A 23,818-nucleotide genomic window follows, 5' to 3' on the forward strand; every position below is an offset into this window, starting at 1 on the left:
GGACCGGTGAGCGATTCCGTAGCCATCACACCGGCGACCGCGGACGACGCCGGCGAACTCGCCGTCGTCGCCGCCGCGACCTTTCCGCTGGCCTGCCCGCCCGGATCAACCCCCGAGGACATGGCCGCCTTCATCGCGGAGGTGCTGTCCGCGGACCGGTTCCGCGAGTATCTCGCCGATCCCGGCCGTGTGGTTCTGAAGGCGGTGCTCGGCGGCGAGATCGTCGGCTACGCACTGCTCAATGCCATGGAACCGGCCGATCCCGCCGTGGCGGAGGTCATCACGCTGCGCCCGGTGACCGAGCTCAGCAAGATGTACGTGCTGCCCGGCCGGCACGGCAGCGGGGTCTCGGCGGCGCTGATGCGGCGCGCGCTCGAGCACTCCCGGGCCGGCAGCAGCAAAGCCGTGTGGCTGGGCGTGAACCAGCAGAACGCGCGCGCCCAGCGCTTCTACGGCAAACACGGCTTCACCGTCGCCGGCACCAAGACCTTCACCGTCGGCAACCAGCTGCACCACGACTACGTCATGCTGCACGAATTCTGAAGCTCCAGGCGGCGACCCGCGAAACGCTGCCGCATCCGTCGATCGTGGGTCACCAGCACCACCGCGCCGGGATAGCCGTCCAGGGCCTGCTCCAGATCCTCCACCAGGGCCGGGGACAGGTGGTTGGTCGGCTCGTCGAGCAGCAGCAGATCCATCGGATCGGTGACCAGCCGCGCCAATTCGACGCGACGGCGCTGACCATAGGACAGCTCACCCATGCGCAGGCGCAGGTCATCCGGCCGGAACAAACCCAGCGCCAGCAGCGCCTCGGCATGCTCGTCCGGATAGCCCGTCCGTCCGGAAGCGAACGCACCCAGCACCGTCAGCTCCGCCGGCCACGGTGACTCCTCCTGCCGCAGGTGCCCGACCCGGCCGCGCACCGCGACCTCGCCCGCCTCGGCAGCCAGCTCGCCGGCCAGCAGCCGCAGCAGCGTGGTCTTGCCCGCGCCATTGGGACCGGTCACCAGCAACCGTTCACCGGCCTCGATCCGCAGGCCGTCCATGCGCAAACGGCCTTCCACCACAACCGAACTCACCTCGGCGAGGGACGGCACGACCGCGACCACCCCGCCGCTGTCGCCGGACGCCGTTGGCGTCGTGCCGCCCGACGCGGTAGCGGTCGACGCAATGCCAACGGGTACGACGCCGCCCGGCACAGTGCCGCCTGGGCTGACGAGCGGGGTCTCGGTCAATCCAACCCCGGTCATTCCGGTGCCGGCCGGTCCGGCAACGGCCAGGAGGGGGTCGGTCGTGGATATCTCGGCGGTGAAGCGGAGCGGATCCGGTGGGGGCGCAATCGGATCCGCGGTCAGGCGGGAGACCCGCTCCTTGGCGTTGCGGATGCGGGACTGGGCGCCGTGGCCGCGGCTGCGGGTTCGGAAGGGACCGGCGGCGAAGACCGCGAGCGGCAGCTTGCGCGGAATCGCCTCCAGGCGGACGACATTCGACTCGGCCAGTCGCTCGTTGCGGGCCAGCTCGGTGCGCCAGCGCTGGTGCTCGAGCTGCTGCCGGTGCCGCTGGGCGGCCTTGGCGGTGAGGTAGCCGCGGTAGCCGTTGCCGTGGCGGGCGACCGCGCCCGCGTCCACCTCGAGCACGGTGCTGGTGATGCGTTCGAGGAAGACGCGATCATGGGTCACGGCCACCACGGTGCCGGGGTGGTCACGCAGCTGCCCCTCGAGCCATTCGACAGCGTTGTCGTCGAGGTCGTTGGTGGGCTCGTCGAGCAGCAGCAACTCCGGCGCGGAGGCGAGGGTGGCCGCCAGCGCCAGGCGGCGGCGCTGACCGCCGGACAGCGTGCCCAGCAGGCGATTCCGGTCCAGGCCGGGCAGCCCGAGGCCGTGCAGGGCCGCCTCCACCCGGGCATCGGCCTGGTACCCGCCGCGCGCCTCGAACCTGGCCGCCAGGGCGGTGTACGCCTCGAGGCGGCGGCCGAGCGGCCCGGGCTCGGCCAATTCGGCCTCGGCGGTGCGCATCCGGGTCTCCAGGTCACGAATATCGCTGAGAGCCAGGTCGATTGCCGCGCCGACGGTGGCGGTGGGCGGCAGCTCCAGACTCTGGGCCAGGTAGCCGATGCCGCCCGGGGCCTGCACGACGACCTCGCCGTTGTCGGGGACTTCGCGACCCGCGATGAGCCGCAGCAGGGTCGACTTGCCGGCACCGTTGTCGCCGACCACGCCGGCCTTCTCACCCGGCCTTATGGACAGGTTCACCGCGTCCAGCACGATGCGGTCGGCATAGCCTTTGGTGACGCCGGACAGGGTCAGCTGGGAGACGGCAGGTGTTCGGAGGGTAAGCACAGGGATCTCCTGTTCTCGGCTCGGCACGAGCCGGATGGGTGGAACCCACGCGAAAATCGAACGCCGACAGGCGGATAGGCGTGGGAGGGGATTCGACGCGGAGCAAAGCTCAACGCGGCGAAGCGATCACAAGAACAGGAAACCGATACCCATGAGGCCTGGAACGTTATCGGTGCGGCACTGGGCCGTCAACCACTTTGTCGTGGATCACAAAGGAGAACGCCGGGCGGTGAGAACCACCCGGCGTTCGCTGTCACATCGTGAACGACCTTGTCAGGCCAGCAGTTTCGCCTGCAGCGCGGCCACGTCCGCGTCGGAGAGCTTCAGGCCGTCGCGCACGTAGTTGTCGAAGCTGCCGTAGCTCTTGTTCACCTGGTCGAAGGCCGAATCCAGCGCCGAGGCGGTGACGCCGTTCATCATGTCGCCGTCCTTGGCGCCCCGGTAGTAGTTGGACAGCAGGTAGTCGTAGTAGACCGTGTCCTTGTCCACACCCAGGATGGTCAGCAGCACCGCCGAGGTCCAGCCGGTGCGGTCCTTGCCCGCGGTGCAGTGGAACAGGACGCCGCCCGGGTTGTGGGCGATGTCGCGCAACACGTTCGCGAAGCCCTCGTTCGCGCCCGGTGCGGTGATGAAGGCGCGATACAGGTCGGTGCCCGCGGACAGGGTCGAGACCATCACCTGCGGCGGAGCCTGGCCGATGATGTCGTCGTGATGCTCGGCGGCGCCGGCGGGGACCTTGTCCACGCCCATGAACAGCTGCTCGTAGCTGGTGCGCAGATCGTGGATGGACGCCACGTTCGACGACGCCAGCTCCGCCAGGTCGGCGGCGGTGGCCTTGCTCAGGTCGCCGGTGCGGAAGACCAGACCGGTGCGCACGGTGTGGCCGTCGACGGTCCGGTAGCCACCCGCGTCCCGGGCGTTGAGCACGCCGGTCAGACCGAGGGCACGGTTGTCGGTATCGACGAGCACGCTGCCGGTGGCGGCGGGCGGGTCGGCGGCGAAGGCGGTCGCCGACCCGAGGCTCGCGGACAGTGCGATGGTGACCACCGCGGCAGCTTGGACAGCACGGTTACGCAAGGCAGATCTCCTTCCGGGGCCGAAAACCGAATCCGGCCCGGCTTTCACTGACCCCCGGAATTTATTACCTAAGGAAACTATGAGAGAAACCGGGTCCTACCTGGCGGTTACACCTGAGCCAGGGCGGCGGTCACGCGCGTTACGCGTGAGCCGGGGCTTCGAACCGCGACAGCGCCAGCAGACGCGAGATCGCGCGCAGGTACTTCTTGCGGTAACCACCGTCGAGCATCTCCTGGGTGAAGATCTGGTCCAGCTTCGCGCCCGAGATGGTGACCGGGATGCCCGCGTCGTACAGACGGTCGGCGAGCACCACGATGCGCAGCGCGACCGCCTGATCGGTCACCGGGTGCACATCCGAGATGTACACGGCCGAGACGTCGTGGATCAGGGCGCCGTAGCGGGACGGGTGCAGCGTGCTCAGGTGCTTCACCAGCGCGTCGAAGTCGTCGAGCGTGGAACCCGGTGTGGCGGCGGCCTTCTCGGCCAGCAGCTCGGGAGCGGTGGGCTCCGGGGCGGGCGGCAGATCGCGGTGCCGGTAGTCGGGGCCGTCGACGCGGACGGCCTCGAACAGCGCGCCCAGCTTCTTGATCTCGCGCAGGAAGTCCTGGGCGGCGAAACGGCCCTCACCCAGCTGGCCCGGCAGGGTATTGGAGGTGGCGACCACGGAGACGCCGCGGTCGGTCAGCTCGGTGAGCAGGCGCGAGACCAGCATGGTGTCGCCCGGATCGTCGAGCTCGAACTCGTCGATGCACAGCACGCTGTTGCCCGCGAGCCGCTCCACGGCATTGTTGAAGCCCAGCGCGCCAACCAGATTGGTGACCTCACCGAATGTGCCGAAGGACTTGGGCTCCGGCACGCTGTGGAAGATCGAGGCCAGCAGGTGGGTCTTGCCCACACCGAAGCCGCCGTCCAGGTACAGGCCGATGCCGTGCACCGGCTTCTTCTTGCCGAACAGGCCCTTCTTGTCCGCGGCCTTGCGGAGCTTGGTCACCTGATCCGCGAACAGCTCGGCCTTCAGCACGGCCGCGGCCTGGGACGGTTCCTTCGGATCCGGGATGTAGGAACCGAAGCTCACCTCGTCGAAGGTGGGCGGGGGAACCATCTGGGCCACGAGCTGGTCTGCCGGAACCTCCGGGTGGCGATCGACGAGGCGTTGTTGCACGGCGTCAGCGTAGATGCGTGGTGGGATGGGTCCTTATGCAGCGTATGCCGAATGCGATTCAGCTCACAGATCTCACCCGCGACGACCTGGTCGAGTTGTACGCGTATCCGGTCGAGCCATCCGCACCGTACGTCCGTGTCAACTTCGTCACCAGCATCGACGGCGCGGTCAGCGTGGACGGGCGCTCCGGCGCGCTGGGCACGCCCGCCGACAAGCGGGTCTTCGGGCTGCTGCGGGATCTGGCCGACGTGGTGCTGGTCGGGGCCGGGACCGTGCGCGCGGAGAACTACGGTGCGGCACACACCGATCCGGACCTGCGCAAGCGGCTGCACCGGGAGGGGCTCGGCGGCGATCCGGACGGGACGCCGCCGCGCATCGCGGTCGTCACCGGGTCCGCGGCCCTGGATCCGGCGAGCAAGCTGTTCACCGACACCGGGGCGCGGCCGATCATCCTCACCACCGCCGCCGCGCCCGGCGACCGCAAGAAGCGGCTCCTCGACGCGGGGGCCGAGGTGATCGAATCCGACGCGACCGAATCCACCGTGACCGCCGTCCGCACCGCACTGGAGCGTCTCGGGCTGCGGCGGGTGCTGTGCGAGGGTGGGCCCTCGCTGTTCGGCCAATTCCTCACCGCCGGAGCCGTGGACGAGCTGTGCCTGACCGTATCCCCGCAGCTGGTGGGCGGGACCGCGGGCCGAATCGCGGTGTCCCCCAAGGCCCTGCCCACCCCGATGGACCCCTGCCACCTGCTGCTCGACACCGACGGCACGATCCTGACCCGATGGGAACGCGCGCACACCCGAGGCTGAAACCGCGTACCGGACCTGGCAGGCTGTAGCGCATGCGCTGGACTCGGGCCGCTCTGCTGGCGTCGACACTGTCGATATTGGTGACCACCGCGTGTGGGGCCGGGCCGTCCAACCGGCCCGCCGTCGCCGTGGAACAGCCGCACCAGGCCGGAGTCGCCACCTCCACCGCGCCCGCCGACGCCACCCCGCCCGCACCCGAGGTGCCCAAGGCCGACCTGGCCTGGAAGGACTGCACCGCACCGACATTGAACCTGCTGTCGCTGGGCGCGCCGCCGCAGGGGCTGGTGCTCGAATGCGCCGAATACACCTCGCAGGTGGATGTGGGCGGAAATGTGGCGGGCAACTTCCGCAATGCGGCCATGCGGGCCCGCTACGACCGGACACCCAAGGACGCCGCGCCGCTCATCCTGACCTCCGGTTCCGACCGGTCCTCGACGGCCACCCTGGCCGGGCTCGCGGCCGGGCCCGCCAGCGCGCTGCTGGCCGCGCGGCCGATCATCGCGGTGGACCGGCGCGGCATCGGCAGCTCCCAGCCGGTGACCTGCATGACCGACCCGCAACGCAAGGCCATCGCCGATCAGACCCAATTCACCCGGGGCGCAACCGATGCCGTGGACACCATGAGCACTGCCGGGCGCGACGCCACCGTCGCCTGCCTGGACTTCCTGGCCCCGGCCCAGGCCACCTTCGACGCACCACACGCCGCCGACGACCTCGAGCAGCTGCGCAAGCAGTTGCAGGTGGACCATCTCGCGCTGCTCGGCACCGGCACCGGCACCAACGTGGCGTTGAACTACGCGCGGAAATACGGACAGCACCTGGGCCGGCTGGTGCTGGACTCGCCGCAGGGAGTCGGCACGGACGCCAACGGGCGCGCCGAGCAGCGGGTCAAGGGACAGGAGGCCGCGCTCACCGCATTCGGGCAGCGGTGCGCGTCGCTGAACTGCTCGCTCGGGGGCGACCCGCGGGCCGCCGTCGTCGACCTGGTGAACCGGGCCGGCGCCGGACAACTCGGCGACCTGTCGGCCTCGGTGCTGGTGACCACCCTGAGCGGCTTCCTCGGCGACTCCCGGGCGACCGGTAACGCGCAGATCACCGAATTCGCCGACGCCCTCAGTGCCCTCGGCAAGGGCGACCACGTCCCGATCACGCCGTTCCTGCTGCGCGCCGCCGCGGGGATCGCCACCGACGGTCAATTCGTCAACCGCTGCAGCGACAATCACGAGCCCTCCACCCCCGACAAGGCCAAGGGGCTCGAAACCACCTGGGGCACACAGTATCCGGTGTTCGGCAAGGTCGCCGCCATCGACCTGATGGCCTGCTCGGCCTGGCCCGCCGCCACCCCCATGACCCTGCCCGACAAGCTGAACCTGCCGGTCCTGGTCCTCGGCGGCAGCGCCGACCCCGTCACCGGCCAGGACGGCCGGCCCACCGTCACCGGCGCGCTCGGCGCGGCGGGTGCGCGCACCGCCACCGTCGTCTGGCAGGGCTGGGGGCACCCGACCTTCGCGCACTCCGGCTGCGCCCAGCAGTCCCTCGCCGACTACCTGAAGGACGCCACGCTGCCCGCCGACGGCACCGCCTGCCCGGCATAGCGATACGTACGGGCACTCCGTATGCCAACGCGACAACTGATCTCGCAACGGTCGGGGTAACTCCCCGGGTACGCCCAGAATCGGTTCGGCACCCAGCCGCCGGCACGGATGCGAGACTGCCGACGGCACCCGAGCTGCCCGCCGAAGTTCCGGGGAGGCGGAGCAGTGGGTCGGCGCATGTGTGACGCGGCGATTCGGTGTACCGTGCCCGAGTGTTCCTTCGACAGCTCGAGCCCCGCACTGCTCGCACCACCGCCGAGGTACTGAATTTCGCACTGTGGCCGCTCGCGATCCTCACCGTGTTGCACCGGGTGTTCATCAACGCTGTCAACTACCACATCACCAATGACTTCACACCGGTGTACAACGCGTCCCTCGCGTTCCTCAACCACCGGCCCGTGTACAACGCGAACTTCAGCTCGACCGATCCGGCCTATCTGTATCCGCCCAGCGGCACACTACTCATCTCGCCGCTGGCCCTCATCGATCCGGAAAAGTCGCGGTGGGCCTTCATCCTGGTCAATGCGATGGCTCTGCTGCTGGCCTGGTATCTGCTGCTGAAGCTGTTCAACTACACGCTGAACTCCGTCGCCGCGCCCGCGCTGCTGCTGGCCATGTTCGTCTCCGAGACGGTGACGAACACACTGGCCTTCACCAATATCAACGGCTGCCTGTTCATGGCCATGCTGGTGTTCATCCACCTGCTCCTGAAGCGCAGGGACCTGTGGGCCGGTGTGGCATTGGGGCTGACCATCGCGGTGAAGGGTCCATTGCTGGCGCCGCTGCTGCTGATTCCGCTGGTCCGCGGACAGTGGAAGGTGTTCATCACCGCCCTGGGCATCCCGGTGGCGCTGAACCTGCTGGCCTGGCCGCTGATCGTGGACTACAAGCAGTTCTGGACCCGTACGCTGCCGTACCTGTCGGAGGCCCGGGACTACTTCAACAGCGCCATCGTCGGCAATGCCGGGTACTACGGTGTCGCCGAGTGGCTGACCTGGACGATGCGTATCACCGTCGGCGTGCTGGTGCTGATCTCGCTGTGGCTGCTGTACCGGTACTACCGCGAGGACGAGGTGTTCTACATCTGCAACACCTCCGGCATCCTGATCACCGCGGCCATGCTGCTGGGCCCGCTGGGCCAGATGTACTACTCGATGTTCCTGTTCCCCATGCTGATGACCGTGGTGTTGCGCAACTCGCTGCTGCGCAACTGGCCCGCGTGGGTGGCGATCTTCGGATTCATGTCCTACGACAAGTGGCTCTCGGACCGCTGGCAGAGCATCGGCCGCGATCTGGAGTACCTGCGCACGACCTTCGGGTGGGGGCTGCTGCTGATCGTGGTGTTCTGCGTGCTGGGCGACCGCTATCTCGCCGCCCGCCGCGACGGCCGCCTCGAGGCCGGCAAGTCCCTGGATCCCGCGTGGATGCACCCCGAATGGGTCGCCGACGAACCCGAGGTCACCCTCGCGCCCCGGACGAAGGCGGCCGCCTCGTATTAGCGTGGAGCCATGAGTTCCGATGCTGACAGCTCCACAGGGACCGAGGGGCTGCCCGTCCCGCGCATCCAGCTGACCCCGCAGGAATGGCGGACCAAGCTGACCCCGGACGAATACCGGGTGCTGCGCGAAGCGGGCACCGAGCGGGCGTTCACGGGCGAATACACCGACACCGAGACCGAGGGCGTCTACTCGTGCCGGGCGTGCGGGGCCGAATTGTTCCGCAGCGCCGAGAAGTTCCACTCGCACTGCGGGTGGCCGTCGTTCTTCGATCCGGCGAAGTCGGAGGCTGTGCTGCTGGTGGAGGACAACTCGCTGGGCATGCGGCGCGTCGAGGTGCTGTGCGCGAACTGCCACAGTCATCTGGGGCACGTGTTCGAGGGCGAGGGATATCCCACGCCCACGGACAAGCGCTACTGCATCAACTCGATCTCGCTCCGATTGCACCCCTCGGACAGCGCAGCTGAGTGAGTCGCAGAAACACTATGGGGCATGCGCGATTTCGCGCATGCCCCGAATTATGCGGGCAACACACCGGCGACCTTCCCGCTAACGGCATCGGGCCCGGCCGCGGTATGCGGCCGGGCCCGATCTCGGTGCGGGTCGCTACGGGAGTGCGGCGATGAGCTGCTCGATCTCGACGCGCGGACCGGTGAAGAACGGAACCTCCTCGCGCACATGGCGACGAGCCTCGGTGGCGCGCAGGTCGCGCATCAGATCAACGATGCGGTGCAACTCGGGGGCCTCGAAGGCGAGAATCCACTCGTAGTCGCCCAGGGCGAAGGAGGCCACGGTGTTGGCGCGCACGTCCGGGTAGTCGCGGGCCTCCTTGCCGTGGTCGGCCAGCATCTTGCGGCGCTCCTCGTCGGGCAGCAGGTACCAGTCGTAGGAGCGCACGAACGGGTAGACGCAGATGTAGTTGCCCGGCGCCTCACCCGCGAGGAAGGCGGGGATGTGGGACTTGTTGAACTCGGCCGGGCGGTGCAGGGCCGCATTGCTCCAGACCGGGTTGGAGATCTGGCCCAGCTCGGTGACGCGGCGGAAGTCGGCGTAGGCGGCCTGCAGATCCTCGATCTTCTCCGCGTGCCACCAGATCATGAAGTCGGCGTCGGCGCGCAGGCCGGCAACATCGTAGATACCGCGCACCACCACGCCGCGCTCCTCGAGCGAGTCGAAGAAGGCCCGCGCCTCCTTGATCGCCGCCTGGCGATCCTCGCCGAGCACGCCGGGCTCCACCTGGAACACCGAGAACATGAGGTAGCGGATGGTGTCGTTGAGGGCCTTGTAGTCGAGTCGCGCCATGGCCTCCATCGTGCCACTGCGCCCGAACCCGCCCGAAATGGGGCACGGCGGACTGTGTGATTCGGCTCGCGCGGCGTGATTCAGCTCGCGCCGGCGGCCCAGGAGGCGATGAGACGGCGCAGGCCGTCGTGGAAAACGGGGTCGCTGGTGGACAGTTCGCTGATGACATCCAGATGGGTTGCCAGCACCGGGTATTCGTCCGGGTCGAGGGGAACCACGCCGGCCCGGGCGATGGCCTCGGGCGTGCCTCGTCGAGCGACTTCGAGTTCCTGGGCATACGACCGGCGTAAGTTACGGTGGAACAAAGGGGTCCATCGGCTCGGGGGTGTTCCGTGAGCCGTGCCGCGCGGCCGCTCGGCGGGAAGAGAATCAGCGACGGAAACGAAAGAAGCGCCAGTGCATCCGACATATGGGGACGTGACAGCGGCTGCCGACCGAATCGCCGGCCACACCCGCCCGGTGGTCCTCGCCCGCGCGGACGCCGACACCGTCCCGGTCGCCGGCGAGGTCTGGTTCGCGCTCGAGCACATGCAGCACACCGGCAGCTTCAAGGCGCGCGGGGCGGCGAATTTCGTACTGGCACAGCGGGAACAGGGGCGGCTGCCCAAGGTGGGGATCACCATCGCCTCCGGCGGGAACGCCGGAGTGGCGTGCGCGTGGGCCGCCCGGCTGGTCGACTCCGCCGCCACCGTGTTCCTGCCCGACTCCGCACCCGCGGTGAAAGTGGCGCGGCTGCGGGCACTGGGGGCGCAGGTGCTGTGCGGCGGCGACGCCTACGCCGACGCGGCCGCAGAGTGCGAGCGCTTCGCCGCGGCCAGCGGGGCGCTGCGCTCACACGCCTACGACGACCCTTACATCGCGGCGGGCGCGGGGACACTGCTCGACGAAATCGTCTCGCAGGTACCGGAACTCGACACCGTGGTGGTCGCGGTCGGCGGCGGCGGGCTGCTGACCGGAATCACGGTGTCGGCCAATCATCACGGCGTGCGGGTGGTGGCGGTCGAACCCGAACACTGCCGTGCCTTCAACGCGGCGGTCGAGGCCGGGGAACCGGTGGACGTCGAAATCGACTCCGTCGCAGCCGATTCCCTCGGCGCACGTCGCGTCACGTCCATGGCCCTGTCCGCCGCGAACGCGGGCGATGTCCGCTCGGTCCTGGTCAGTGACAAGCAGATCATCGCCGCCCGCCAAACCCTGTGGGACTGCCGCCGTGTCGCCGTCGAGCACGGCGGTTCCACTGCCCTGGCCGCCCTGCTGTCGGGCGCCTATGTCCCCGCCCCCGGTGAACGGGTGGCGGTCATCGTCTGCGGCGCGAACACCGATCCGATCGACCTGGTACCCCGCTGATATCGCGGTGACGGAGGGTCAGCGCCCGGTGTCGACGGAGGCGGGATGGGCCGGACGGGACTGGAGCCAGGAACGGTAGCGGCGGAGGGCGCGCCCCTGCACGATCTGGTCGGACAGCAGGGCCTGAACGGGACCGGTTGCGGGACGGGGGTTCCGGCCGCGAGCCATGCGGCGCATGTGATGCCGAACCACGGCCATACCCGCGGCGGACGCGAGGGCCTTGTTCGACCAGGTGATGGGCTTCGGGGTGGCGTCGGCCCCCAGATCGTCACGCCAGCGGGCGGGGAGGTCCGGGGTGACGGACAGGGCGGTGCCCATGCCGATCACCGCGACGCCGCTCGCCAGGACGTCCTGGGCGGTCCGGAGGCGGGTGATGCCGCCGGTCAGCATGAGCGGAATCGGGCTGGTGGCAACCAGTTCCGTCGCCAGCTCCAGGAAATAGGCTTCGCGAGCCTGCGTCCGGCTGTCGGCGGGACGGCCGGTCATGGCGGGGCTTTCGTAACTGCCGCCCGACACTTCGACCAGGTCGACGCCGAGGGGCGCGAGCAGGGCGATCACCCGGCGGGCGTCGTCGGCGTCGAAGCCGCCGCGCTGGAAGTCGGCCGAGTTCAGTTTCACCGCGACCACGAACCGGGGCGACACGACCGCGCGGACCGCGCGCACCACCTCGAGCAGGAGCCGCGCCCGGTTCTCCAGCGAGCCACCCCACTCGTCGGTGCGATTGTTGACCAGCGGAGACAGGAACTGCGACAGCAGATAGCCGTGTGCGGCATGGATTTCCACCCCGTCGAACCCGGCCTGTTCGGCGCGGCGCGCGGTGGTGGCGAACCGGGCGATGGTGTCCTCGATCTGAGCGTTCGTCATCGCGACCGGACGGCCGAACCGGCTGCTGAGCCGGCCCAGATCGACCGGGATATCCGACGGACCCCACACCACGCCGGGCTGGTTGGCCGCAACCTGGCGGCCCGGGTGACTGATCTGCATCCACATGGCCGCACCCGCCGCCTTGCCCGCCCGCGCCCATTCCGCGAACGGTTCCAGCGGCGCGGCGTCATCGAGCACGATGCCGCCGGGTCCGGTGAGCGCCTCGGCGTGCACCATGACATTGCCGGTGATCAGGGCGCCCGAGCCGCCCGCTCCCCACCGGCGGTAGAGGGACACGAGACGGTCGTCGGGTAGTTGCCCGTAACCCGACATCCCCTCCTCCATGGCCGCTTTCACGATCCGATTGGCCAGGACCGCGCCCGATCGCAGTACCAGCGGCGAGAACAAGTCACTCGTCATCAGGCAATCCACCTCCAAATGTTGACTGCGCTTACATAATGTGCGCAGCGCTAACATAGGGGAAGTATGTAGGCAGCGTCAACACTGGTTGGATCGAACGCATGCCGATCTCGATCGCGGCGACCGGCAGGGGGCCTCGACGGGCGAGGGCACCCGGTAAGCGAGTCAGGACAGCTGCGCGATGATGCGGGCGGCGGCCCTGGTGCCAGTGGCAGCGCAGGCGGGAACGCCGACGCCGTCGAGGTAGGCGCCGGCCAGGGCCAGGCCGGGGAGGTCGGCCGTGGCGGAACGCAGGTCGGCGATGCGGGTGGTGTGGCCGGGGGCGTACTGCGGGAGACCGCCGGGCCAGCGCTGGACCACCGCACGCAGGGGGCGGATGTCCGTGGCGGTGACGGTGGTGAGGTCTTCGACAGCGGCGGTGATGAGGTCGTCGTCGGACCAGGACAGCGGGGCAGGGTCGCCGAAGCGACCGAACGAGGCGCGGACCAGGGCCACGTCACGGGCGGCCAGATGCGGCCACTTGCGGCTGGAGAGGGTGAAGGCCTTGGCGCGCAACGGTTCACCGGTGGCGACCAGGATGCCGGAGTTGTCGGGCAGGGCGGTCTCGGGCGGCAGGGCGAGGGCCACCACCGCCGAGGAGGCCAGGTCGATTCCGGCGGCCAGCTCGGCGGCCTCCGGGGCCACCTCGCGCAGGAGTTCCGCGGTCACCGGGGCAGGGGTTGCGAGAATCACAGCATCGACGTCGCCGACCGGGTCGAGCCGCCAGCCCTGTGCGGTGCGGGCGAGAGTGGTGACCGCCGTGCCGGTTTCGGCCTTCACATCGGCGGCGGCACGCAGCGCGTCCAGCAGGGCGCGGTAGCCGTCGCGGATGCCGCCGAACACCGGTGTGGTGCTGGGCGGGGGCAGGGCCTCGGACACGGCCCGGGTCAGGCTGGCCGCGCCGCGATCCAGGGCGGCGGCCAGCGTCGGCAGCGCGGCCCGCACGCCGATCGAATCCGCAAGTCCCGCATACACTCCCCCGAGCAGCGGGTCCACGCTGCGCCGGACCACCTGCTCCCCGAAGCGATCCCGCACCAGCTCCCCCACCGACACGTCCCCGCCACGCTCCCACCGCAGCGGCCGGGACGGCTCCGCCGCAACGGTGGCCAGGGTCTGCGCATCCACCAGCCCCGCAACCGATTCCGGCGCGGCGGGGATGCCCATCAGCGTCCGTTCGGGCAGCCGATGTCCCACCCCCTCCGACCACACCAGCGGCCGCTTGCCCGCCGGATGAACGAGCTGCTCCGCAATCCCCAACTCCCCCATCAGTTCCGGAATCTCGGGCCGCCGGCCCACGAATGCCTCGGCCCCCAGATCGACCGGATCCCCCTCGATCTCCACGGTCCGCAGGATCCCCCCGACCCGATCCCGCCGCTCCACGAGGATCAGTTCCGCCGACTCCCCGAGCGCCTTCCGCAGCCGATACGCGGCCACCAGCCCACTGATGCCGCCACCGACAACCGCGACCCGCATCGACAACTCCTCGCCACTCGTCGAACGCCGCGACCACACGAACCCGCGGCCCGCGACCCGCACCTCGACCTCGAGCCGCCCCGAGCCAACCTACTCCCGCCACCCGCCACCCCCGCCTCCGGTGCCCGCCCATCGCGGTCCCGTTCCACGCCGGCCCGGCCGCCTCGAACCACGCTCACCAGCGCTTTCGAACCGCCGGCCCGGAAATGGCGCGCGTCGGAACGTGATTGACACCGCGCCGCGAACACCCCAACGGGGTGACCTCGCCCACGCCGCGGCCACCTGTCTCGGCCGGGCCCGCAGGTCCGCGCCTTCGATGGGGGCGAAGCCGAAGCGCTCCGGTCACGTCACGGGAGCTTCGATCCCACCGCGCGCACCGCTGGCGGGAAGTGCTGGTCAGAGCGGGAGCGGGAGGCTGTGGATCAGGGCTACGGTCTCGGTGATGACGCCGGGGTCGGTGTTCGGGAGGACGCCGTGGCCGAGGTTGAAGATGTGACCTTTGGCGCCCAAGGTGATTGCCTCGTCGGCTTCACGGGCGATGCGGCGCACCTCCGCGTCGATCGCCGCCGGGCCAGCGAAGAGCACGGCCGGATCGAGGTTGCCCTGCAACGCTTTTCCGGGGCCGACCCGGCGCGCGGCCTCGTTCAGCGGAATCCGCCAGTCGACGCCGACCACGTCCGCGCCCGCTTCGCCCATGGCGCCCAGCAGTTCTCCGGTGCCGACGCCGAAATGGATGCGCGGCACACCCGCGGACGCGATCTCGGTGAAGACCCGTTCCGAGTGCGGCAGAACGTATTCCCGGTACTGGGCCAGGCTCAGCGCGCCCGCCCAGGAGTCGAACAGCTGCACGGCGTCCACGCCCGCATTGATCTGGGCGCGCAGGAATTCGATGGTGATGTCGGTGAGCACGCCCAGCAACTGATGCCAGGTCTCGGGGTCGGCGAGCATCATCGCCTTGGTGCGCTCGTGGTTCTTGCTGGGCCCGCCCTCGACCAGGTACGACGCCAAAGTGAACGGGGCACCGGCGAATCCGATGAGCGGGGTGTCACCGAGGGCGTCCAGCAGCAGCTTCACACCGGCGGTGACCGCGCCCACCTCCTCGGCGCGCAGGCGCGGCAGCGCGCGCACATCGGCAACGGTGCGCACCGGATTCGCGATCACCGGGCCGACGCCGGCCACGATGTCGAGATCGATGCCGGCGGCCTTGAGCGGAACCACGATGTCGGAGAAGAGGATTGCCGCGTCCACCTGGTGGCGGCGGACCGGCTGCATGGTGATCTCGCACACCAGCTCCGGATCGAAACATGATTCCAGCATGCCGATTCCGGCACGCACCTCGCGATACTCCGGAAGGGACCGACCAGCCTGTCTCATGAACCACACCGGACGCCGATGCGGCACGCCACCGGTGGCGGCGGCGAGGAACGGGGCATCGGTCAGCAGGCGTCGGGTGTGAGTACTCATCACCGCCCATCGTAAAGGGGCCCCGGCGGCGCGCCTCGCACTACTCGGCACCGGAGGGGTCTACGGTGCCTTTCGTGACACCGCTCGACTTCCGCGACGGCGCTGCCCCCACCCCGGAGCCCGAAGAACCAGCCCGGTTCCGCGCCGCGGTCGAGGCCATGGGAACCGCATCTGTGCATCCTCGAATCGAGCTGGCACCGATCCGCCCGCCGCAGCGCCTCGCCCCGTACTCGTACGCCCTAGGTGCGGAAGTCACGCGACCCGATACAAATGTGGTGCCCGTCGACTCCGAGGGCGACGCGTTCGGCCGGCTGATCCTGCTGCACGACCCGGCCGGGCAGGAAGCCTGGCACGGGGTGTTCCGTCTGGTCGCCTACATCCAGGCCGACATCGACTCCGCCCTCGCCGCCGACCCGCTGCTGCCGGAGGTGGCGTGGAGCTGGCTGGTCGACGCGCTGGACTCGCGCACCTCCTTCACCGCCCTCGGCGGCACGGTCACCGCCACCAGCTCGGTGCGCTACGGCGACATCGCCGGGCCGCCGCGCGCGCACCAGCTCGAACTGCGCGCCTCCTGGACCGTGTCCGACACCGTCATGCGGCCGCACGTGGAAGCCTTCTGCGAAGTGCTCGCCTACGCGGCCGGACTGCCGCCCGCGGGGGTAACCCGGCTGGACGTGCGCCGGGACGAGAGCACCGAGTAATTGGGCGCGAGATCGGGGCGGCCGATCCGCGAATTCCCGCGCCGGCGGCCCGAAAATACCCTCTCGCCTGCGAGAACATCTGTACTGCAACGAAATCGACGGCCGCCACGTACGATTCCCCATGGCCCGACGCAGTGTCACGGCCGGTCGTTTCACCGACGTGACGCGGCCCGCCAATGCCCAACCCGTAGAGTTCAAGACCATGTCCGTACCAGATGAACCCGAAGCCACTGCCGCGGTACCGTTGCTCGCGCCAGTGGACGGTGTACCGCCGGTACTGGACTCCGCCGCCGCGGTGGCCGCAGCCGCCCGCCGGCTCGCCGCCGGAACTGGGCCGCTCGCGGTCGACGCCGAGCGCGCCTCCGGCTTCCGCTACTCCAATCGCGCGTACCTGATCCAGCTGCGGCGCGAGGGTGCGGGCACCTTCCTCATCGACCCGATCCCGGTGGACGGGGAGCTCACGCCGCTGGCGGAGGCGATCAACGATCTGGAGTGGGTGCTGCACTCCGCGGATCAGGATCTGCCCGGGCTGGCCGAACTCGGGCTGCATCCGGCCCGGCTCTTCGACACCGAACTCGGCGGCCGCCTCGCGGGTTATGAGCGCGTGGGCCTGGCCGCCATGGTGGAGAAGCTGCTCGGCCGCGAGCTGCGCAAGGGCCACGGCGCGGCCGACTGGTCCACCCGGCCGCTGCCCGACGACTGGCTGAACTACGCGGCCCTCGATGTCGAGCTACTCATCGAGCTGCGCGACGCGGTCGCCGCCGACCTGGCCGAGCAGGGCAAATCCGAGTGGGCCACAGAGGAATTCGAGCACGTCCGCACCGCGGAGGCGGCCGGCCCCAAGGCCGACCGCTGGCGGCGCACCTCCGGCATCCACACCCTGCGCCGCACCCGCCAGCTCGCCATCGTCCGCGAACTATGGACGACCCGCGACCGCCTGGCGCGCCTGCGCGACGTGGCCCCCGCCCGCATCCTCCCGGACTCGGCCATCGTGGCCGCCGCCACCAACGAACCCAAGTCCATCGCCCAGCTGCGGACCCTGCCGATCTTCGGCGGCCCCCGCCAGCGCCGCTACTCGCGCGAATGGCTCGGCGCGGTGGAACGCGCCCGCACCCTCCCCGACAGCGAGCTCCCGCCGCTCACCCAGCACTTCGACGGCCCGCCCCCGGTCAACCGCTGGGAGCGCCGCGACCCGGCCGCCGCCGCCCGCCTGCAGTGCGCCCGCGCGGCCATGACCGACCTCTCGACCGAGGTGTCGGTCCCGGTCGAGAACCTGCTCACCCCGGACCTGCTGCGCCGCATGTGCTGGGACGGGCTGCCCAAATCGGTCGCCAACGGTGAAGCCCCGACCCTCATCGAGGGCTACCTCGCCGCGGGCGGCGCCCGCCCGTGGCAGCGCGCTTTGACCGTCCCGCGCCTGAGCGAAGCCCTTTACCCGAAGAGCTGACCCCAGGAATATCGCCCCAGGAAGTCGGGGCACACGGGTTTTCTGAAGCGAGTGCATTTCACTAACGGTCGAAGTTAGATTCTGTCGACCCCGAACCCAGGGGTTCGGAAACAGGAGTCCACGAATGCACGCCGCCCACCGCCCCGTACGCCACATCGCCTGGGGCGCAACAACTCTGGCACTTGCCGCGACCATCGCCGCGCTGTCCGCACCCACCGGCACCGCCTCCATCGACGGTCCCGAGGTCGACGATTGCTCGACCGGCACCTGCACGGAGCCATCGTCCTACGTCGTCGGCCAGACCTACTCGTTCTACGCGGGCCCATTTCTGACGAACGTGAGCTCCACGAGCTTCTACGACAACGGGAAATGCATCGGCAGCATCTCGTACCCACACACCGGCCGCAATGCCATCGCGTGGGTTCCGACCACCGCCGGAACACACGAACTCTCCGTTGCGACCACCTCCACGATCCCGTTCGTGGTGATGCAGCCGTATGCGTTCACAGTGTCGGTGGTCGCCGCGCCACCGGGATCAGGCACCCCGCAGCCCCCGCAGCAGGGCACCTGCACCGGATCCGGCAGCGCGAACCTGCTCGGCTCCGGTAGCGCGAACCTGCTCGGATCCGGCAGTTAGAACGCGCCGGGCGCGCGGCGGCCGTTCGCTCAGTCCTGGAATTCGGGTGGGCGGCGGTCGCGGCGGGCTCGGATGGCCTCGTCGAAGTTGTCGGTGGTGAGGCGGACGTAGAGCTGGGCCATGCCCTCGTTCTGCATGTGGGATTCGAAACTGCCCGTCTCCAGGCCACTCCACAGCAGCCGCTTGGTGAGTTCGCCGCCGACCCGGCTCCAGCGGATGATCTGCTCGGCGGTGTCGTAGGCGGCCTCGAGGAGTTTGTCGCCGGGGACCACGCGGGAGACGATGCCGATGCGCTCGGCCTCCGCGGCATCCACATCGCGGCCGGTGAGCATGATCTCGAAGGCGCGGGTGGAGCCGATGGCCCGCGGCAGCGTGTAGCTGATACCGAGTTCGGCCGAGGTCAGGCCGTTGTTGATGCCCGCCGCGCGGAAATACGCGTCCTCCGAGGCGATGCGGATATCGGTTCCCATGGCCAGGCAGAATCCGCCGCCGATGGCCGCGCCGTTGATGGCGCTGATCACCGGCTGGTGCATCCGCTTGATGGTGAGCATCACATTGTTCAGCAGCTCCATCGAGCGCCGCGCAATGCTGGTGCGCGTCAACCCCTCAACCCCCGGCACCTTGCCCGCGTGCTGCAGATCCGCGCCCGAGCAGAACCCGTGCCCGGCGCCCGTGAGCACCACCACGCGCACCTCGTTGTCGGCCGCCACGGCCTCGAGGGTCTCCCGCAGCGGCACCATCACGTCGAACGCCATGGCGTTCATCCGGTCCGGCCGGTTCAACGTGACCAACGCGATCCCCGGCCGCGGCTTCTCGACAAGCACAAACGACATCCGAACTCCCGTCCCGAAACTGTAACCTGTTTCAGAATCTACGCGAGAACCCCAGCTCCGTATAGAAAGAAGGGCCCGCGATCGGATGACCGCGGGCCCGTCACGAGGAGAGTGTCACTCGGCGGTGCTACTCGGCCGCCGGGAGCAGGGCCTGCTCGATCTCGCTGCCGGCGACATCGGCGGCGCCGAGCCACACGTGCACCCGCTGGGCCACCTCGCCCGGAGTGAGGCCCAGGTCCTGGTGGATCTTGGCGCGGGAGGAGTGGTCCAGGAAATGCTGGGGGACGCCGAGGTCGCGGGCCGGAACGTCGACGCCCGAACTGCGGAGCCGGGCGGAAACGGTGGAGCCGATACCGCCGTGCAGGCCACTGTCCTCGAGGGTGACCACCAGGCGGTGGTTCTCGGCCAGCTTCACCACGGTGTCGGAGACCGGGAGGACCCAGCGCGGATCGACCACGGTCACCGAGACGCCCTCGGCCTCCAGCAGATCCGCGACCTTGAGCGCGAGGTCGGCGAAGGCGCCGACCGCGACCAGCAGGACATCGGCGCGCACCGAGTACGCGGCAGCGTCTTTCGCGTCGGGCAGGCGCAGCACATCCACGCCCTCGAAGCGTTCCACCGCCGGAATCTCTTCGATCGCAGGACCCTTGGGGAAGCGGATGGCGGTGGGCCCATCGCTGATGTGCAGGGCCTCCCCCAATTCCTCACGCAGGCGGGCGGCGTCGCGCGGGGCGGCGACCTGGATGCCGGGGATGATGCCCAGCACCGACAGGTCCCACATGCCGTTGTGCGAGGCGCCGTCGTCGCCGGTGATGCCGGCGCGATCGAGCACCAGGGTCACCGGGAGCTTGAGCAGCGCCACATCCATGAGCAGCTGGTCGAAGGCCCGGTTGAGGAAGGTGGAGTAGATGGCCACCACGGGGTGCAGACCGCCCAGGGCCATACCGGCCGCGGAGGTCATGGCGTGCTGCTCGGCGATGCCGACGTCGAACATGCGCTCCGGGAAGCGATTTCCGAACGGGGTCAGACCGGTCGGCCCCGGCATGGCGGCGGTGATCGCCACGATGTCGTCGCGCTGCTCGGCCTGGGCGATGAGCTCCTTGGAGAACACCGAGGTCCAGCTCGGCGCGGACGGGCCGCCCAGCGGCTCACCGGTCTCCGGGTCGATCTGGTTGATGGCGTGCATCTGATCGGCCTCGTGGTCCTCGGCCGGCTTGTAGCCGCGGCCCTTCTGCGTCACCGCGTGCACGATGACCGGACCGCCGAAGTCCTTGGCCCGCCGCAGCGCAGCCTCCAGCTGCACCGGATCGTGCCCGTCGACCGGGCCCACATACTTCAGCCCGAGATCGCTGAACAGCTCCTGCGGCGCGACCGCGTCCTTGATGCCGGTCTTGATGGCGTGCAGCATCGAGTACGCCGAATCCCCCACGCGCGGAATGCTCTGAACGATCCGCTTGGTGGCGTCGAGCGCGTGCTCGTAGGCGGGCTGGGTGCGCAGCCCCGCGAGCCGCTCGGCGAGCCCGCCGATGGTCGGCGCGTAGGAGCGGCCATTGTCGTTGACCACCACGATGACCGAGCGGTCCGGCCCGGCGGCGATATTGTTCAGCGCCTCCCAGCACATGCCGCCGGTGAGCGCGCCGTCACCGACGACCGCGACCACATGCCGGTTCTGCCGGGTCAGCGCGAACGCCTTGGCGATGCCGTCGGCATAGGACAGCGAGGCCGACGCGTGCGAGGACTCCACCCAGTCGTGGGCGCTCTCGGCCCGGCTCGGGTACCCCGACAGCCCGCCCTCTTTGCGCAGCGTGTCGAACCCGTCCTTGCGGCCGGTAAGGATCTTGTGCACGTAGGCCTGATGCCCGGTATCGAAGATGATCGGGTCGGCCGGCGAGTCGAAAACCCGGTGCAACGCGATGGTCAGCTCCACGACGCCGAGGTTCGGCCCCAGGTGCCCGCCGGTGACGGCGACCTTCCGCACCAGGAACTCACGAATCTCCTCGGCCAGCTCGTGCAGCTCCGGTACCGACAGCCGACGCAGGTCCTCGGGCGTGTCGACCCGGGAAAGCACTCCCACGGCTATTGCTCCCTCCGGATGTCTCCTGTGTTTGCAACAGTCTACGGAGCCCATTCCGGCCCCCGATGCCAGGAACGAAACGCCACCTGCAACATCCGTAGCAGATGTGAGGCTCAACACAGATTACGCCGGTTACAGTGGCCCACTGGTCCCGTCCGGCGGCGTCGTCGCCCGCATCATCGAGGAAGTGTACGAGCTGCGCCGGGCCGACACGTCGGGAACGCCGGCCCACCACATTCCGGAACCGGCGGCAGTACAACCCGATTCATTCGGCATCTGCCCGGCTACCGCGGACGGGCCGGTCTACGGCAGCGGAGACCTGGACGCCGCCTTCACGATTCGGTCGATCTCAACCCCATCACCTATGCGCTGCCCCTGGCTGATCGCGGGCGAACCCGAGGCCCTGGGCCCGGATCTGCGCGAGGTCGGTGATGTGAGCCGGATCGCCATCCGCATGCTCGACGATCTCCAGTGCGAGCTGGCCGCCGCGGGTTGCCGTGAGGCACTGGTCGATCAGAACGCGACACTGAGCCGCGTGGTCTCGAGCCGGCACTGCTGGAACGCCTGGCGGGCGCCGCCTGTACGCAGGCCGATGCCGCCGTGCGCGCGGTCGGCGCACGGCGGCATCTGACCCGCCTCGGGCCGAGCCTCGTCCGACACCCCTCGTCCGGTCGCACGATGCCGCCCGTAGTCGTTCCCGCGATCAGCGGTAGCCGTACTCCTGCCAGCGATCCAGGACGCGCTGCTGGATCTCCGCGGGCCAGCCGTTCTCGAAGCTGCCCTTGATCGGGCGGCCCGCAGATCGTAGGAGCGGCGAATGATCGCGCCGATCTCCAGATTCCAGTCGACCTCGGTGTCGATGTGCTGGACCTCACCGATGGCGTCGAGCGCCTCGATGAACTCGCGCAGGCTCTTCAAATGCGGCACAGGGGTTTTCCTCAGCGTCGGGTGTTCGCCGGTGTCGGGTGCGCATGACGATGCCGCCCATCTCGGTGACCGCGGCAAGCGACGCGATCACTCACCGGCTCAGCATCCGTCACGTGTCGGATAGCCATCAACGCCGAAATCCGCGAAGATCGATAAGAAATGCTGATCGAAGACTCGCCTCGAGAACCCCGCGTCGACCCGGCCGAACTGGAAGCGTTCGTGGTCCTCGCCGAAGAACTGCACTTCGGCCGGACCGCCAACCGCCTCGGACTGTCCCAGCCCCGGGTCAGCCAGCTGATCCGCAGCCTGGAGCGGCGCGTCGGCCGCCGGCTGGTGGAGCGCACCAGCCGCCGGGTCACCCTCAATCCGCTGGGTGAGCATCTGCTGGGCCGCGCACGCCCGGCCTTCCAGGAGCTGCAGCGGGCCTTCGCCGAAACCCGCACCGCGGCACGGGGTCTGCGCATCGGATTCCTCGGGCCCTACGCGTCCACCCTGGACACCGCACTGACCGGATTCCGGGCCCGCCATCCGGAATGCCAGATCACGCTGACCCAGCTGGCGTGGACCGACATCTTCGGCCCGCTGCGGCGCGGCGAGGTGGACATCCAGATCTGCCTGGCCCCGGTCGAACAGCTCGGCCTGACCGTCGGGCCGGAGGTGGGCGTGTTCCCGCGGCTGCTGGCCATCGCCCGCAGCCATCCGTGGGCCACCCGCGACAGCATCGACGTCGAGGATCTGGCCGAATTGCGGGTGATCGGACCGCATCCGGATGTCGCGCCCGAATTCGCGCGCGCCTTCTGGCCGCCGGCCACCACCCCGCGCGGGCGGCCCATCCCGCGGGTCGCGGCCGCGCGCACCGAACCCGAGATGCTCACCGCGGTCGCCCACAACAACGCCGTCTTCGCCACCACCACCGCCATGCCCACCTACTTCACCCATCCGGAGGTGGCATTCGTCCCGCTCACCGGCCTGCCCGACGCACGGGTCCGGCTGGTGTGGCGCACCGACACCGACCATCCCAAGGTCGACGAATTCGCCGGGCTGGCCGCCGGACAGCCCGCGGCGGGCCTACGTCGGCAGGCGTAGCCGGGATTACGCAAAGGCGTGCAGGCGCGCCGCCGCGAACGCGCCTACGCTGGCGGACAACGAGATTGCTTCCCTCCCCCGAGGTGGATTGTCATGACCGATTTCGATCCCGCGGTCTACGGACCGTCCACCGTCCGCGTCGGCACCGCGGAACGCGAGCAGGCCGCCGCCGCACTGGGCGAGCATTTCGCCGCCGGCCGGCTCGACGTCGCGGAATACGACGAGCGGGTGGGCCGGGCATACGCGGCCAAGACCGCGGGCGAGCTGGCGGTGCTGTTCGACGACCTGCCCCGGCCGCAACCGCCCGCGCCGCAGATCCCGGCCCCGCCGACCGCCCCGGGCCGCCCGCTGCCGCTGGCCCCGATCGGTGCGGCCGTGCTGCTGATGTTCATGATCGCGTTCGCGGTGACCACCCATTTCTTCCCGTTCTTCCTGTTCCCGGTGCTGTTCTTCGTCTTCGCACGCCGGCGGTACGGGTATCGCGGTCCGCGCTACCACCGCATGTGAGGCTAGGGTGAATTCGTGGGCGTCATAGGCGAACTGTTCCCCGGCAAGAAGCTGCAGGACGAGGGCAGCGAGGACGGCAGCGGCGAGGGCCACCGGCCCACGGTCAGCCTCGATCTGGACGCCGGGGTGATCCGGGTGTCCCCGGCCCGGCCGGATCCCGGCCCGGACGCGCCCACGTCGCAAGGTTAGGACACACCCGATAGGGTCGGGCTTCGACCA

24 protein-coding genes are annotated in these 23,818 nt (G+C 69.6%); 13 read left to right on the top strand and 11 right to left on the bottom strand.

Features of this window, described 5'->3' with window-relative positions; genetic code table 11:
* Positions 1-6 precede the first annotated feature (6 nt).
* Positions 7-543 (top strand): GNAT family N-acetyltransferase, encoded by a 537-nt coding sequence (locus tag ACFXKA_RS33065; protein ID WP_354836819.1) that lies wholly within the window; start codon positions 7-9, stop codon positions 541-543.
* Here the strand turns inward: ACFXKA_RS33065 and ACFXKA_RS33070 are convergent.
* The 3 genes from ACFXKA_RS33070 to zapE all read right to left on the bottom strand — a co-directional run bounded on the left by ACFXKA_RS33070 (position 519) and on the right by zapE (position 4,578).
* Entirely contained in the window at positions 519-2,339 is a 1,821-nt protein-coding gene (locus tag ACFXKA_RS33070) for an ABC-F family ATP-binding cassette domain-containing protein (protein ID WP_379430285.1), read from the bottom strand. The genes ACFXKA_RS33065 and ACFXKA_RS33070 overlap by 25 nt on opposite strands.
* A gap of 273 nt (positions 2,340-2,612) precedes the next feature.
* Positions 2,613-3,416, bottom strand: a complete 804-nt coding sequence (locus ACFXKA_RS33075) for a tyrosine-protein phosphatase (protein ID WP_379430286.1) — start codon at positions 3,414-3,416, stop codon at positions 2,613-2,615.
* Positions 3,417-3,555: 139 nt separating this feature from the next.
* Positions 3,556-4,578, bottom strand: coding sequence for a cell division protein ZapE (zapE, locus tag ACFXKA_RS33080; RefSeq protein ID WP_379430287.1), 1,023 nt, complete (start codon positions 4,576-4,578; stop codon positions 3,556-3,558).
* Between the two features lie 35 nt (positions 4,579-4,613).
* On the opposite strand from zapE, the gene ACFXKA_RS33085 reads away from it, so the two are divergent.
* The 4 genes from ACFXKA_RS33085 (at position 4,614) to msrB (ending at position 8,949) form a co-directional block, all read left to right on the top strand.
* Complete coding sequence (locus ACFXKA_RS33085) at positions 4,614-5,387, top strand: pyrimidine reductase family protein (protein ID WP_379430288.1); 774 nt, start codon at positions 4,614-4,616, stop codon at positions 5,385-5,387.
* Between the two features lie 32 nt (positions 5,388-5,419).
* Positions 5,420-6,982, top strand: a complete 1,563-nt coding sequence (locus ACFXKA_RS33090) for an alpha/beta fold hydrolase (protein WP_379430289.1) — start codon at positions 5,420-5,422, stop codon at positions 6,980-6,982.
* 212 nt (positions 6,983-7,194) lie between these two features.
* A complete protein-coding gene (locus tag ACFXKA_RS33095; RefSeq protein WP_379430290.1) occupies positions 7,195-8,481 on the top strand; it encodes a glycosyltransferase family 87 protein in 1,287 nt (428 codons plus the stop codon).
* A gap of 9 nt (positions 8,482-8,490) precedes the next feature.
* Positions 8,491-8,949: a peptide-methionine (R)-S-oxide reductase MsrB gene (gene msrB, locus ACFXKA_RS33100; protein ID WP_354836833.1), complete on the top strand. Its 459-nt coding sequence runs from the start codon at positions 8,491-8,493 to the stop codon at positions 8,947-8,949.
* Positions 8,950-9,084: 135 nt separating this feature from the next.
* Here the strand turns inward: msrB and hemQ are convergent, their stop codons facing one another.
* Together hemQ and ACFXKA_RS33110 are read right to left on the bottom strand one after the other, a co-directional pair.
* Complete coding sequence (hemQ, locus tag ACFXKA_RS33105) at positions 9,085-9,780, bottom strand: hydrogen peroxide-dependent heme synthase (RefSeq protein ID WP_354836835.1); 696 nt, start codon at positions 9,778-9,780, stop codon at positions 9,085-9,087.
* Between the two features lie 80 nt (positions 9,781-9,860).
* Entirely contained in the window at positions 9,861-10,085 is a 225-nt protein-coding gene (locus tag ACFXKA_RS33110; protein ID WP_379430291.1) for a hypothetical protein, read from the bottom strand.
* A gap of 91 nt (positions 10,086-10,176) precedes the next feature.
* On the opposite strand from ACFXKA_RS33110, the gene ACFXKA_RS33115 reads away from it, so the two are divergent.
* The gene (locus ACFXKA_RS33115; protein ID WP_379430292.1) at positions 10,177-11,127 is read left to right on the top strand and encodes a serine/threonine dehydratase; all 951 of its coding nucleotides are present in this window, start codon (positions 10,177-10,179) and stop codon (positions 11,125-11,127) included.
* Positions 11,128-11,145: 18 nt separating this feature from the next.
* On the opposite strand, the gene ACFXKA_RS33120 is transcribed toward ACFXKA_RS33115, so the two are convergent.
* The 3 genes from ACFXKA_RS33120 to hemE all read right to left on the bottom strand — a co-directional run bounded on the left by ACFXKA_RS33120 (position 11,146) and on the right by hemE (position 15,387).
* Positions 11,146-12,411, bottom strand: coding sequence for an NADH:flavin oxidoreductase/NADH oxidase family protein (locus ACFXKA_RS33120; RefSeq protein WP_379430293.1), 1,266 nt, complete (start codon positions 12,409-12,411; stop codon positions 11,146-11,148).
* 165 nt (positions 12,412-12,576) lie between these two features.
* On the bottom strand, positions 12,577-13,923 hold the full coding sequence (locus tag ACFXKA_RS33125) for a protoporphyrinogen oxidase (RefSeq protein WP_379430294.1): 1,347 nt from the start codon (positions 13,921-13,923) through the stop codon (positions 12,577-12,579).
* 396 nt (positions 13,924-14,319) lie between these two features.
* The gene (hemE, locus tag ACFXKA_RS33130; RefSeq protein ID WP_379430295.1) at positions 14,320-15,387 is read right to left on the bottom strand and encodes a uroporphyrinogen decarboxylase; all 1,068 of its coding nucleotides are present in this window, start codon (positions 15,385-15,387) and stop codon (positions 14,320-14,322) included.
* Positions 15,388-15,461: 74 nt separating this feature from the next.
* Between hemE and ACFXKA_RS33135 the strand changes: the two genes are divergently transcribed.
* From ACFXKA_RS33135 to ACFXKA_RS33145, 3 genes are all read left to right on the top strand, one after another.
* Positions 15,462-16,088 carry a DUF3000 domain-containing protein gene (locus ACFXKA_RS33135; protein ID WP_354836847.1) on the top strand — a complete coding sequence of 209 codons (627 nt, stop codon included), beginning with the start codon at positions 15,462-15,464 and terminating at the stop codon, positions 16,086-16,088.
* A gap of 202 nt (positions 16,089-16,290) precedes the next feature.
* Complete coding sequence (locus tag ACFXKA_RS33140; protein WP_379430296.1) at positions 16,291-17,535, top strand: HRDC domain-containing protein; 1,245 nt, start codon at positions 16,291-16,293, stop codon at positions 17,533-17,535.
* Between the two features lie 124 nt (positions 17,536-17,659).
* Complete coding sequence (locus tag ACFXKA_RS33145; protein ID WP_379430297.1) at positions 17,660-18,172, top strand: hypothetical protein; 513 nt, start codon at positions 17,660-17,662, stop codon at positions 18,170-18,172.
* Positions 18,173-18,201: 29 nt separating this feature from the next.
* Here the strand turns inward: ACFXKA_RS33145 and ACFXKA_RS33150 are convergent, their stop codons facing one another.
* Positions 18,202-19,005: an enoyl-CoA hydratase gene (locus ACFXKA_RS33150; RefSeq protein WP_379430298.1), complete on the bottom strand. Its 804-nt coding sequence runs from the start codon at positions 19,003-19,005 to the stop codon at positions 18,202-18,204.
* A 127-nt stretch (positions 19,006-19,132) separates the two neighbouring features.
* A complete protein-coding gene (dxs, locus tag ACFXKA_RS33155; RefSeq protein ID WP_379430299.1) occupies positions 19,133-21,079 on the bottom strand; it encodes a 1-deoxy-D-xylulose-5-phosphate synthase in 1,947 nt (648 codons plus the stop codon).
* A 106-nt stretch (positions 21,080-21,185) separates the two neighbouring features.
* On the opposite strand from dxs, the gene ACFXKA_RS33160 reads away from it, so the two are divergent.
* Positions 21,186-21,710 (top strand): glutaminase, encoded by a 525-nt coding sequence (locus ACFXKA_RS33160; protein ID WP_379430300.1) that lies wholly within the window; start codon positions 21,186-21,188, stop codon positions 21,708-21,710.
* On the opposite strand, the gene ACFXKA_RS33165 is transcribed toward ACFXKA_RS33160, so the two are convergent.
* Positions 21,593-22,006 carry a hypothetical protein gene (locus tag ACFXKA_RS33165; protein ID WP_379430301.1) on the bottom strand — a complete coding sequence of 138 codons (414 nt, stop codon included), beginning with the start codon at positions 22,004-22,006 and terminating at the stop codon, positions 21,593-21,595. The genes ACFXKA_RS33160 and ACFXKA_RS33165 overlap by 118 nt on opposite strands.
* Before the next feature lie 159 nt (positions 22,007-22,165).
* On the opposite strand from ACFXKA_RS33165, the gene ACFXKA_RS33170 reads away from it, so the two are divergent.
* The 3 genes from ACFXKA_RS33170 (at position 22,166) to ACFXKA_RS33180 (ending at position 23,788) form a co-directional block, all read left to right on the top strand.
* Entirely contained in the window at positions 22,166-23,092 is a 927-nt protein-coding gene (locus ACFXKA_RS33170) for a LysR family transcriptional regulator (RefSeq protein WP_379430302.1), read from the top strand.
* Positions 23,093-23,185: 93 nt separating this feature from the next.
* Positions 23,186-23,599, top strand: a complete 414-nt coding sequence (locus ACFXKA_RS33175) for a DUF1707 domain-containing protein (RefSeq protein WP_379430303.1) — start codon at positions 23,186-23,188, stop codon at positions 23,597-23,599.
* A gap of 15 nt (positions 23,600-23,614) precedes the next feature.
* Positions 23,615-23,788, top strand: coding sequence for a hypothetical protein (locus ACFXKA_RS33180; RefSeq protein WP_379430304.1), 174 nt, complete (start codon positions 23,615-23,617; stop codon positions 23,786-23,788).
* Positions 23,789-23,818: the final 30 nt, after the last annotated feature.

The organism is Nocardia sp. NPDC059228 (assembly GCF_042754245.1).
Lineage (GTDB): Bacteria > Actinomycetota > Actinomycetes > Mycobacteriales > Mycobacteriaceae > Nocardia.

Excerpts from the sequence above, each read along its gene's own strand:
- ACFXKA_RS33090 (WP_379430289.1), top strand. The coding sequence starts at position 5,420 with ATGCGCTGGACTCGGGCCGCTCTGCTGGCGTCGACACTGTCGATATTG.
- msrB (WP_354836833.1), top strand. The coding sequence starts at position 8,491 with ATGAGTTCCGATGCTGACAGCTCCACAGGGACCGAGGGGCTGCCCGTC.
- ACFXKA_RS33175 (WP_379430303.1), top strand. The coding sequence starts at position 23,186 with ATGACCGATTTCGATCCCGCGGTCTACGGACCGTCCACCGTCCGCGTC.
- ACFXKA_RS33170 (WP_379430302.1), top strand. The coding sequence starts at position 22,166 with ATGCTGATCGAAGACTCGCCTCGAGAACCCCGCGTCGACCCGGCCGAA.
- ACFXKA_RS33085 (WP_379430288.1), top strand. The coding sequence starts at position 4,614 with ATGCAGCGTATGCCGAATGCGATTCAGCTCACAGATCTCACCCGCGAC.
- ACFXKA_RS33140 (WP_379430296.1), top strand. The coding sequence starts at position 16,291 with ATGTCCGTACCAGATGAACCCGAAGCCACTGCCGCGGTACCGTTGCTC.
- ACFXKA_RS33120 (WP_379430293.1), bottom strand. The coding sequence starts at position 12,411 with ATGACGAGTGACTTGTTCTCGCCGCTGGTACTGCGATCGGGCGCGGTC.
- hemQ (WP_354836835.1), bottom strand. The coding sequence starts at position 9,780 with ATGGCGCGACTCGACTACAAGGCCCTCAACGACACCATCCGCTACCTC.
- ACFXKA_RS33145 (WP_379430297.1), top strand. The coding sequence starts at position 17,660 with ATGCACGCCGCCCACCGCCCCGTACGCCACATCGCCTGGGGCGCAACA.
- ACFXKA_RS33150 (WP_379430298.1), bottom strand. The coding sequence starts at position 19,005 with ATGTCGTTTGTGCTTGTCGAGAAGCCGCGGCCGGGGATCGCGTTGGTC.
- ACFXKA_RS33125 (WP_379430294.1), bottom strand. The coding sequence starts at position 13,923 with ATGCGGGTCGCGGTTGTCGGTGGCGGCATCAGTGGGCTGGTGGCCGCG.
- hemE (WP_379430295.1), bottom strand. The coding sequence starts at position 15,387 with ATGAGTACTCACACCCGACGCCTGCTGACCGATGCCCCGTTCCTCGCC.